This window comes from Streptomyces eurocidicus (assembly GCF_002891295.1).
Taxonomy (GTDB): domain Bacteria; phylum Actinomycetota; class Actinomycetes; order Streptomycetales; family Streptomycetaceae; genus Streptomyces; species Streptomyces eurocidicus.
The window spans coordinates 470,072-482,341 of the sequence record NZ_LGUI01000004.1 but is presented as its reverse complement, the minus strand read 5'-3'; the positions used below and the strand labels follow the sequence as shown (position 1 = coordinate 482,341).

The 12,270-nt window shown below is 77.2% G+C and carries 1 protein-coding gene; it reads left to right on the top strand.

The window, feature by feature from the left end:
• Positions 1-53 precede the first annotated feature (53 nt).
• Positions 54-12,209 carry a type I polyketide synthase gene (locus AF335_RS35630; RefSeq protein ID WP_244927042.1) on the top strand — a complete coding sequence of 4,052 codons (12,156 nt, stop codon included), beginning with the start codon at positions 54-56 and terminating at the stop codon, positions 12,207-12,209.
• Positions 12,210-12,270 lie beyond the last annotated feature (61 nt).

The window sequence follows — 12,270 nt, the reverse complement described above, 5'->3', positions numbered from 1 at the left end:
CCGGCCGGCCCCGCCCAGCCCTGATCACCATGAGAACGACGCAGAGGAGAACCGTGTCCGCAACCAACGAGGAGAAGCTGCGGGAGTACCTCCGGCGCGCGATGGCCGACCTGCACAGCACCCGTGAGCGGCTGCGCGAGGCGGAGTCGGGCGACCGGGAGCCGATCGCGATCGTGGGCATGGCGTGCCGTTACCCCGGCGGGGTGGCCTCGCCCGAGGATCTGTGGGACCTGGTCGCGGGGGGTACCGACGCGATCTCGCCGTTCCCTACGGACCGGGGCTGGGACGCCGACGGGCTGTACGACCCGGACCCGGGCGTCCCGGGCAAGAGCTATGTGCGCCAGGGCGGATTCCTGCACGAGGCGGCCGAGTTCGACCCGGGCTTCTTCGGGATCAGCCCGCGCGAGGCCGCCGCGACGGACCCGCAGCAGCGGCTGCTCCTGGAGACGTCCTGGGAGGCGCTGGAGCGCGCCGGGATCGTGCCGGAGTCGCTGCGCGGCACCCGCACCGGAGTCTTCACCGGCGTGATGTACCACGACTACGGCAGCCACCAGGTGGGCAGCGCCGCCGACCCCAGCGGCCGGCTCGGCCTCGGCACCGCGGGCAGCGTCGCCTCCGGCCGGGTCGCCTACACCCTCGGCCTCCAGGGCCCCGCGATCACCGTCGACACGGCCTGCTCGTCCTCCCTGGTCACCCTGCACCTCGCCGTCCAGTCGCTGCGCCGGGGCGAGTGCGACCTCGCCCTCGCGGGCGGCGTCACGGTCCTGGCGTCGCCCACGGTCTTCGTGGAGTTCTCCCGCCAGCGCGGACTGGCCGCCGACGGGCGGTGCAAGGCGTTCGCCGAGGGCGCCGACGGCACCGCGTGGTCCGAGGGCGCCGGGGTGCTGCTGGTGGAGCGGCTCTCGGACGCGCGCCGCAACGGCCACCGGGTCCTCGCGGTCGTCCGGGGTACGGCCGTCAACCAGGACGGTGCCAGCAACGGTCTGACCGCGCCCAGCGGCCCCGCCCAGCGCAAGGTCATCCAGGACGCCTTGGCCGATGCCGGTCTGACGCCGGGTGAGGTCGACGCGGTCGAGGCGCACGGCACCGGTACGCCGCTGGGCGATCCGATCGAGGCGGGCGCGCTGCTGGCCACGTACGGCCGGGACCGTGACGCCGACCCGCTGTGGCTCGGCTCGCTGAAGTCGAACATCGGCCACACCCAGGCCGCCGCCGGCGCCGCGGGCGTCATCAAGATGGTGCAGGCCATGCGGCACGGCCTGCTGCCCCGCACCCTGCACGTCGACGCCCCGTCCGCCAAGGTCGACTGGGACTCCGGCGCCGTACGCCTGCTGACCGAGGACCGGACGTGGGCGGAGCGGGCGGACCGGCCGCGCCGGGCCGCGGTCTCGGCCTTCGGCGTCAGCGGGACGAACGCCCACGTCGTCCTGGAGGAGCCGCCCGCCGAGGAGGCCCCGGCGGCGCCCGCCGCCGACGTACCCTTCTCCGGGGCGCCTTCCGTCGTGGCGTGGCCCCTGTCCGCCGCCACCGCCCTCGCCCTCCGGGCACAGGCCGCCCGCCTCCGCGCCCACCTCCGGCGCACGCCGGACGCCCGACCCGCCGACATCGGCCACTCCCTGGCCGCCGGCCGCGCCGCGCTCGCCCACCGGGCCGTGCTGCTCGGCGACCGGGCCCACGGAGCGCCCGTGGACGCCCTCGCCGCCCTGGCCGCCGGGGAGATCACCCCGGACGCCGTCACCGGCACCGCGGCGGACGTCCGCCGGGTCGCCTTCGTCTACCCCGGCCAGGGCTCGCAGTGGGCCGGCATGGGCGCCGAACTCCTCGACACCGTCCCCGCGTTCGCGGCGGAGCTGGAGCGCTGCGCGGACGCGCTCGCCCCGTACGTGGACTGGTCGCTCACCGACGTCCTGCGGGGCGCCCCCGGCGCGCCCGGCCTCGACCGCGTCGACGTCGTACAGCCCGCGACCTTCGCCGTCATGGTGGCCCTCACCTCGCTCTGGCGCTCCCTCGGCGTCGAACCGGCCGCCGTCGTCGGCCACTCCCAGGGGGAGATCGCCGCGGCCTGCGTCGCCGGGGCGCTCTCCCTGGACGACGCCGCCCGCGTGGTGGCCCTGCGCTCCCGGATCATCGCCCGGGAGCTGGCGGGCCGGGGCGGCATGGCCTCCGTCGCGCTCCCCGCCGCCGAGGTCGAGGCGCGGCTGGCCGCAGGCACCGCCGGGCTCGACGGCGTCGAGATCGCCGCCGTCAACGGCCCGCAGTCGACCGTCGTCTGCGGGGAGCCCGAGGCCCTGGACACGCTCCTGCGCGCCCTGGAGGCCGAAGGGGCCCGGGTCCGCCGCATCGACGTCGACTACGCCTCGCACTCCCACTACGTCGAGCGGATCCACGACGAGGTCCTCGCCGAACTCGCCCCCGTCCGACCGCGCGACGCCCGGATCCCGTTCTACTCCACCGTCGACGCGGCACCCGTCGACACGACCACGCTCGACGCCGCGTACTGGTACCGCAACCTGCGGCGCACCGTACGGTTCGAGCCCGCGGTGCGCGCCATGCTCGCCGACGGGATCGACGCCTTCGTGGAGTGCTCGCCGCACCCCGTGCTCACCGTCGGGATCCGCCAGACCGTGGAGAGCCCGGCGACCGAGGACGGGACCGACGGCGGGAGCGTTCCCGCCGTACCGGCCGTCGGCTCCCTGCGCCGCGGCGAGGGCGGGCTGCGGCGCTTCCTCACCTCGGCGGCGGAGGCCCAGGTCGCGGGCGTGCCCGTGGACTGGTCCGCGCTCCACCCCGGCGGACGCCCGGTGGACCTGCCGACGTACGCCTTCCAGCGCGAACGCTACTGGGTCGGACCGGCCTCGGGCACCGGCCCGGCACCCGCCCCGGAGTCCGCCGCCGGTCCCCTCGCGGACCCGGGGACGACCACGGCCGGGACCCCCGAGGAGACCGCCCCCACCGGCGACCGCCTCGGCTACCACGTCTCCTGGCAGGGGCTGCGCCCCGCCACCGGAGGCTGGCGCCCGGGGCTCCGCCTCCTCGTCGTACCGGCCGGAGACGCCCACACGGCGGTCGCCGACGCCGTGGAGGAGGCCGTCGCCTCCTTCGGCGGCACCGTCCGCCGCGTCACCGTCGACGCCGCCCGCGTCACCCACGACGACCTGCGCGCCCTGCTCGAACCCGCCGTCAACGGCGACACCGCCGTGACCGGCGCCGTGTCCCTGCTCGGCCTGTGCGCGGACGCCCACCCCGGCCACCCCGCCGTGTCCACCGGCGTCGCCGCGACCCTCGCCCTGGTCCAGGCGCTGGCCGCGCTCGGCGGCACCGCACCGCTGTGGACCGTCACCCGGGGCGCGGTCGCCACCGCGCCCGACGAGGTGCCGTCCACCGCGGGCGCCCAGCTCTGGGGCCTCGGCCGGGTGGCCGCCCTGGAACTGCCCGAGCGCTGGGGCGGCCTCGTCGACCTGCCGGAGCGCCCCGACGCCCGGGTCTACGACCGGCTCGCCGGGGTCCTCGCCGAACCCGGCACCGAGGACCAGATCGCCATCAGGACCTCCGGCGTCTTCGGCCGCCGCGTCCTCCGCACCCCGGCCGGACCGGCCCGGCCCGCCTGGCGCGCCCGGGGCACCGTCCTCGTCGCGGGCGACCTCACGACCGTGCCCGGACCGCTCGTACGCTCCCTGCTGGAGGACGGCGCCGAACGCGTGGTGCTCGCCGGACCGGAGACCGGCGCGGACGCCCTCGCGGCGGCCGGGCTCTCCGGTACGGACGCCGTCGTCCCCGTCCGGTGCGACGTCACCGACCGGGCCGCCCTCGCCGGACTCCTCGACACGTACGCGCCCACCGTCGTGATGCACGCCCCGCCCCTCGTACCCCTGGCGCCCCTCACCGCCACGACACCGGCGGACATCGCCGCCGCGGTATCGGCCAAGACGACCACGGCGGGCCATCTGATCGACCTGCTCGGTGAGGCGGCCGGGGTGGCGGGGGCCGCCGGAGCTGCCGGTGCCGCCGAGACCTCCGGTGCGAGTGGTGTCGGTACGGCCACGGGTGTCTCTGTGACTCCCGGTGCGTCCGGCCTGGTTGCGACTTCCGGCGTCACCTCCGCCGGTGTCTCCGGCTCCGCCGCGGTTGAGGGTGCCGCCGAGTTTCCCGGTGTGGGCGGTGTCGGTGTGGCCGCGGATGCCTCCGTGACTTCCGGTGCATCCGGCCTGGTTGCGGCCACCGGCGCCACCACCGCCCCCGAAGACCCCATCCCCGACGGTCACCCCGGCACCCCCCTCCAGGCCCTCGTCCTCTTCTCCTCCGTCTCCGGTGTCTGGGGCGGCGCCTCGCAGGGCTGCTACGCCGCCGCCACCGCGCACCTCGACGCGCTGGCCGAACGCGCCCGCGCCCAGGGGCTGCCCGCCCTCTCGGTGGCCTGGAGCCCCTGGGCGGGTGCGGTGCCCGCCCCGGGCGCCGACCCCGAGTTCATGAGCCGGCGCGGCCTGGCCCCCCTCGACCCCGGTGCCGCCGTGCGGGCGCTGCGCCGCGCGCTGGAGCGCGGCAGCGCCACCGGCGCCGTCGCCGACGTCGACTGGGACCGCTTCGCCGCCTCCTACACCTCCGTGCGCCCGGCCGTCCTCTTCGACGACATCCCCGACGTACGGCGGCTGCGGGCCGCCGAGCGCGCCGCGGCCGGCGCCGACCCGTCGACCTCCGGGCTCGTCCGCGAACTGGCCGCGCAGTCGGGCCGCAAGCGGCACGTCACCCTGCTGCGACTGGTCCGCACCCACGCCGCCGCCGTCCTCGGCCAGACCTCCGGCGAGGCCGTGAACAGCGCGCGGGCCTTCCGCGACCTCGGCTTCGACTCGCTGACGGCCGTCGAGCTCCGGGACCGGCTCGCCGCCGCGACCGGGCTGACCCTGCCCGCCTCCCTGGTCTTCGACCACTCCAACCCGGCCGCGCTCGCCCGCCACCTCGGCGAGGAGCTCCTGGGCCGCGGCGACACCGCCGCCACCGGGCCCGCCGTCCCGGCCCGTGCCGACGAGCCCGTCGCCATCATCGGCATGGCCTGCCGGCTGCCCGGCGGCGTCCGGTCCCCGGAGGACCTCTGGGACCTGCTGACCGGCGAGACCGACGCCATCACGCCCTTCCCCACCGACCGGGGCTGGGACAACGACACCCTCTACGACCCCGACCCCGGCTCCCCGGGCCACCACACCTACGTGCGCGGCGGCGGATTCCTGCACGACGCAGCCGAGTTCGACCCCGGCTTCTTCGGGATCAGCCCGCGCGAGGCCCTGGCCATGGACCCCCAGCAGCGGCTGGTCCTGGAGACGGCCTGGGAGTCCTTCGAACGGGCCGGCATCGACCCGGTGGAGCTGCGGGGCAGCCGCACCGGCGTGTTCGTCGGCACCAACGGGCAGCACTACGTGCCGCTGCTCCAGAACGGCGACGACAGCTTCGACGGCTACATCGCCACCGGCAACTCGGCCAGCGTGATGTCCGGCCGCCTCTCGTACGTCTTCGGCCTCGAAGGGCCCGCGGTCACCGTCGACACGGCGTGCTCGGCCTCGCTCGCCGCCCTGCACCTGGCCGTGCAGTCGCTGCGCCGCGGCGAGTGCGACATGGCGCTGGTCAGCGGTGCCACGGTGATGTCGACACCGGAGATGCTCGTCGAGTTCGCCCGGCAGCGGGCCGTCTCGCCGGACGGCCGGTCCAAGGCGTTCGCGGAGGCCGCCGACGGCGTCGGCCTGGCCGAGGGCGCCGGCGTGCTCCTCGTCGAGCGGCTGTCCGAGGCCCAGGAGAAGGGCCACCCCGTACTGGCCGTCGTCCGGGGCACCGCCGTCAACCAGGACGGCGCCAGCAACGGCCTGACCGCGCCCAGCGGCCCCGCCCAGCAGAAGGTCATCCGGGAGGCACTGGCCGACGCCGGGCTGACCCCGGACGAGGTCGACGCCGTCGAGGCGCACGGCACCGGCACCTCCCTCGGCGACCCCATCGAGGCCGGCGCGCTCCTCGCCACCTACGGCCGGGACCGCGACGGCGACCCGCTGTGGCTCGGGTCCGTGAAGTCGAACATCGGCCACACCCAGGCCGCCGCCGGAGTCGCCGGCGTCATCAAGATGGTCCTCGCCATGCGGCACGGCCTCCTGCCGAAGACGCTGCACGTCGACGCCCCCTCGTCCAAGGTCGACTGGGCCGCGGGCGCGGTCGAGCTGCTGACGGAGGCCCGGCCGTGGCCCGGGAGCGCGGACCGGCCGCGCCGGGCGGGCGTCTCCTCCTTCGGCATCAGCGGCACCAACGCCCACGTCGTCGTCGAGGAACCGCCCGCGCCCACCGCGCCCGCACTGCTCTCGCCCGGCCCGGACACCGCCGGCGACGTGTGGTCCGAGGAGTGGTGGCACGGGGTGACCGTGCCGCTGATGATGTCCGCGCACAACGAGGCGGCGCTGTGCGACCAGGCGCGCCGGCTGCGCGCGGACCTGCTGGCCCACCCCGAACTGCACCCGGCGGACGTCGGCTACACCCTCATCACCACCCGCAGCCGGTTCGAGCAGCGGGCCGCCGTGGTCGGCGAGAACTTCACCGAACTGATCGCCGCGCTCGACGACCTCGTGGAGGGGCGCCCGCACCCGCTCGTGATGAAGGGCAGCGCCGGTGGCACCGCCGACCAGGTCGTGTTCGTCTTCCCCGGCCAGGGCTCGCAGTGGGCCGAGATGGCCGACGGACTGGCCGACCGCTCCCCGGCGTTCCGGGACAGCGTCCGCGCCTGCGACGCCGCCCTCCGGCCGTACCTCGGCTGGTCCGTCCTGGACGTCCTGAACAGGGAGCCCGGCGCCCCCTCGCTCGAACGCGTCGACGTCGTCCAGCCCGTGCTGTTCACCATGATGGTCTCGCTCGCCGCGACCTGGCGCTCCCTGGGCGTCGAACCGGCCGCCGTCGTCGGGCACTCCCAGGGCGAGATCGCCGCCGCGTACGTCGCGGGCGGGCTCTCCCTGGACGACGCGGCGCGGATCGTCGCCCTGCGCAGCCGGGCGTGGCTGCGGCTGGCCGGCAAGGGCGGCATGGCCGCCGTGTCGCTGGGCGCCGCCGCCCTGCGCGTCAGGCTCGCGGCGTGGGGCGACCGGCTCGCCGTCGCCGCCGTCAACAGCCCCGAGACGTGCGCCGTCGCGGGCGACCCCGACGCCCTGGCCGAGCTCGTCGCCGAGCTGACCGCCGAGGGCGTGCACGCCCGCCCGATCCCCGGCGTCGACACCGCCGGTCACTCGCCGCACGTCGACGCCCTCCAGGACCACCTGCTGGAGGTCCTGGCCCCGGTCGCGCCCCGGTCCTCCGGGATCCCCTTCTACTCGACCGTCACCGGCGGGCTGCTCGACACCGCGAAGCTGGACGCCGACTACTGGTACCGCAACATGCGCGAACCGGTGGAGTTCGAGCAGGCCACCCGCGCCCTCCTGGAGGACGGCCACGACGCGTTCCTGGAGACGAGCCCGCACCCCATGCTGGCCGTCTCGCTCCAGGAGACCATCACCGACGCCGGTGCCTCCGCCCCGGTCCTGGGCACCCTGCGCCGGGGCCAGGGCGGCCCGCGCTGGCTGGGCGTCGCCGTCTGCCGCGCGTACACGCACGGCGTGGAGATCGACGCCGAGGCGGTCTTCGGCCCCGGCTCCCGCCGGGTCGCCCTGCCCACCTACCCCTTCCAGCGGGAGCGCTACTGGTACAGCCCCGCGGCCCGGGGCGGCGACCCCGCCTCCCTCGGCCTGGACGCCGCCGACCACCCCCTGCTCGGCGGGGGAGTGGAGCTGCCCGGCTCCGGCGAGCACGTCTACACCGCCCGCGTCGGCGTCGACGCCGCGCCCTGGCTGGCCGACCACGCGCTGATGGGTACGGTGCTGCTGCCCGGCGCCGCCTTCGCCGACCTCGCCCTGTGGGCCGGCCGGCAGGCGGGCACCGCCCGGCTGGAGGAACTCACCCTCGCCGCGCCCCTGGTGGTGCCCGGCACCGGCGGCCGCCGGCTGCGGCTGACCGTCGGCGGCTCCGGCGCGGACGGCGCCCGCCGCTTCACCGTGCACGGCCGCGCCGAGGACGCCACCGCCTGGACCCTGCACGCCGAGGGCCTGCTCACCGGCGAAGACGGTGCGGACAGTGCGGACGGCGCGGGTGGCACGGGTGGCGCCGACGGTTCCGCGGTGGCCCCGCCGCCCGGGGCCGAACCGCTGGACACCGGGGACTTCTACGACCGGTTCGCCGAACTCGGCTACGGCTACGGCCCGTACTTCCGCGGCCTCGTCTCCGCGCACCGCGCCGGCACCGACCTCCACGCCGAGGTCGCCCTGCCCGAGCGGGCCCGCACCGACGCCGCCCGCTTCGGACTGCACCCGGCCCTGCTGGACGCCGCCCTCCAGGCCATGAGCCTCGGCGGGTTCTTCCCCGAGGACGGCCGCGTCCGGATGCCGTTCGCGCTGCGGGACGTACGGCTGCACCGCACCGGTGCGGACCGGTTCCACGTCCGGATCTCGCCCGTCGCCGAGGACGCCGTACGGGTCGAGTGCGCCGACGCCGACGGACGGATGGTCGCCGAGATCGGCTCCATCCTCATGCGGACCGTCGAGGCCGAACAGCTCCTGGACGGCCGCCCGGTGAGCGCCGACTCGCTGTTCCACGTCGCCTGGCGCGCCCTGCCCGGCGCCGCCACCCCACCGGCCCGCTGGATCCTCGCCGGGCCGGACGCCCTGGGCCTCGCCGACACCGCCGACGCCCACCTGCCCGGCCTGCTCACCACGCCCGGCGAGCCCGCGCCCGAACCCACCGACGGGCCTGCCTCGGATGCCGTGGTGTCCGGGGCGCCCGCCGGGGTGGGGGAGTCTGCCGGGGTCGCGGCATGGGACGCGCGGGCGTTCGCTGACGGGCCCGCCTCGGATGCTGTGGTGTCCGGTGTGCCCGCTGGGACCGGGGAGTCTGCCGGGGTCGCGATGGGTGACGCCCAGGCCCTCGCCGACGGGCCTGTCCCGGACGTCGTGGTGTCCGGTGTTCCCGCCGGGGTCGGGGAGCCCGCCGGGGTCACGGTCGGGGACGCCCAGGCCCTCGCCGATGGGCCCGCCTTGGACGTTGTGGTGTCCGGTGTGCCTGCCGGGGTGGGGGAGTCTGCCGGGGTCGCGGTCTGGGACGCCCAGGCCCTCGCCGATGGGCCTGTCCCGGACGTTGTGGTGTCCGGTGTGCCTGCCGGGGTGGGGGAGTCCGCCGGGGTCGCCACGTGGGACTCGCGGGCGCTCACCGACGGGTCCGCCTCGGACGCCGTGGTGTCCGGTGTGCCCGCCGGGGCCGGGGAGTCCTCCGGGGTCGCGGCCTGGGACGCCCAGGCCCTCGCCGACGGGCCCGTCCCGGACGCCGTCGTGTTCGGCGTGCCCGCCGGGACCGGCGGTGCCACCGGGGACCCCGGCCGGGACGCCCAGGCCCTCGCCGACAGCGTGCACACCGCCGTCCGCACGGCCCTGGAAGCCGTACAGCGCTGGCTCCGCACCGCCTCGGTGCCCGAGCGCACCCGGCTCGTCGTCGCCACCCGCGGCGCCGTGGCCGTACGCGGCGACGGCGACGTCACCGACCCGGCCGCCGCCGCCGTGTGGGGCCTGCTGCGCTCCGCGCAGGCCGAGGAGCCCGGCCGGTTCCTCCTCGTCGACCTGGACGACGACCCGGCCTCGGCACGGGCCCTGCCCGCCGCCCTCGCGGCCGGCGAACCCCAGACCGCCGTCCGCGCCGGCACCGTCCACGTCCCCCGCCTGACCCGCCCCGGCGCACCTGGCGCACCCGGCGGGACCCGGGCCGGATCCCTCACCCCGCCCGACGGGCCCGGCGCCTGGCGGCTCCGGCGCGGCGCGGACGCCACCCTGGAGGGCCTCGCGCTCGTCCCCGCCCCCGACGCGGACGCCCCGCTGGAGCCCGGCCAGGTGCGCGTCGCCGTGCGCGCCACCGGGGTGAACTTCCGCGACGCCCTCATCGCCCTCGGCATGTACCCCGGCGAGGCCGAGATGGGCACCGAGGGCGCCGGCGTCGTCACCGAGACCGGCCCCGGCGTCACCGGGTTCGCCCCCGGCGACCGCGTCCTCGGCATGTGGGACGGCGGCTTCGGCCCGGTGTGCGTGGCCGACCACAGGCTGCTCGCCCCGATACCGGACGGCTGGACCTTCGCCACGGCCGCGTCCGTGCCCGCGGTGTTCCTCAGCGCCTACTACGGCCTGGTAGAACTGGCCGGACTGCGCGCCGGGGAGACCGTCCTGGTGCACGCCGCCGCAGGCGGCGTCGGCATGGCCGCCCTCCAGATAGCCCGCCACCTCGGCGCCGAGGTGCTCGCGACCGCGAGCCCCGGCAAGTGGGACACGCTGCGCGCCCTGGGCGTCCCCGGCGACCGCCTCGCCTCCTCCCGCACCCTGGACTTCGCCACCGCCTTCGCCGGTGCGAACGGCGCGGCCGGCGCCGACGTCGTCCTCAACTCGCTCACCAAGGAGTTCATCGACGCCTCCCTCGGACTGCTCGCCCCCGGCGGCCGGTTCCTGGAGCTCGGCAAGACCGACCCGCGCGACCCGGCACGCGTCGCACAGGACCACCCCGGCGTCCGCTACCGGGCGTTCGACCTCAACGAGGCCGGGCCCGAGGCGCTCGGCCGGATGCTCACCGAACTGATGGACCTCTTCGCCCGGGGCGCCCTGCACCCCCTCCCGGTCACCCCGCACGACGTCCGCCGCGCCCCCGAGGCCCTGCGGACGATCAGCCAGGCCCGGCACGTCGGCAAGCTCGTCCTGACCATGCCGCCCGCCTTCGGCCCGTACGGCACCGTCCTCGTCACCGGCGGCACCGGCACCCTCGGCGCCCGCGTCGCCCGGCACCTCGTCGCCCGGCACGGCGTACGCCGCCTCCTGCTCGCCTCCCGGGGCGGCCCGGACGGCGCCGGCGCCCCCGAACTCGTCGAGGAGCTCACCGCGCTGGGCGCCGCCGTCACCGTCGCCGCGTGCGACGTCGCCGACCCCGGCGCGCTCCGCCGCCTCCTCGACGGCGTCCCCGCCGCGCACCCGCTGACCGCGGTCGTGCACAGCGCGGGCGTCCTCGACGACGGCGTCCTGCCCGCCCTCACTCCCGACCGGACGCGCCGCGTCCTCGCCCCCAAGGTCGACGCCGCCGCGCACCTGGACGCGCTCACCCGCGACCTCGACCTGTCCGCCTTCGTCCTCTTCTCCTCCAGCTCCGGCCTCCTCGGCAGCCCCGCCCAGGGCAACTACGCGGCGGCCAACGCCGCGCTCGACGCCCTGGCCGCCCGCCGCCGCGCCGCCGGCCTCCCGGCCGTCTCCCTCGCCTGGGGCCTGTGGTCCGACGCCAGCCGGATGGCCGGCAGCCTCGACCAGGAGAACCTGCGCCGCCGCTTCGCCCGCAGCGGCTTCCCGCCCATGACCGCGGGCCAGGGCACCGCCCTCCTCGACGCCGCCCTGGCCGTCGACGAGGCCGTCCAGGTCCCCATGCGGCTCGACCCGGCCGCGCTGCGCGCCGCCGGCACCGTCCCGCCCCTGCTGTCCGAACTGGTCGGCGCCGCCCCGGCGGACCGGCGGCCGGGCAGCCGCGCCGACGAGGGCCCGGGCACCGGCGAGGAGCTCGCCGCACGCCTCGCCACGCTCTCCCCGGAGGAGCGCCACGACCGGCTCCTCGACCTCGTCCGCGAGCACGTCGCCGCCGTCCTGGGCCACGACTCCACCGACGGGATCCGCTCCGACCGGCCCTTCAAGGACGCCGGCTTCGACTCGCTGACCGCCGTGGAGATGCGCAACCGCCTGGGCGCCGCCACCGGGCTCAGGCTCCCCGCGACCCTGGTCTTCGACCACCCCACCCCGGCCGACATGGCCGCCCACCTCGACGGCCTGCTGGCGGCGGACCGGCCCGGCGCCACGGCACCGCTGCTCGCCGAGCTCGACCGGATCGAGGCGGCCCTCGCCGCCCTCACCCCGGGCGTCCTCGTGACCACCGGGCCGGCCCCGGACGGCGACCAGGGCTGGGCGGGCGTCGCCCGGCGCCTGGACGCCCTGGCCGACCGCTGGCGCGGCCTCCACGACACGGCGGCGGTCCCCGGGGACCCCGGCGGTCCCGGCGACGCGGCCGGCGGGCCCGCCGAGGACATCGCCGACGCCCTCCAGGGCGCGGACGACGACGAGATCTTCGCGTTCATCGACGAGCGCTACGGCACCTCCTGAACCTCCGGCCGGAACCGGGTCGCCCCGGAACGCGCCGCCCCCGAAGGGAAGAACCACTGTG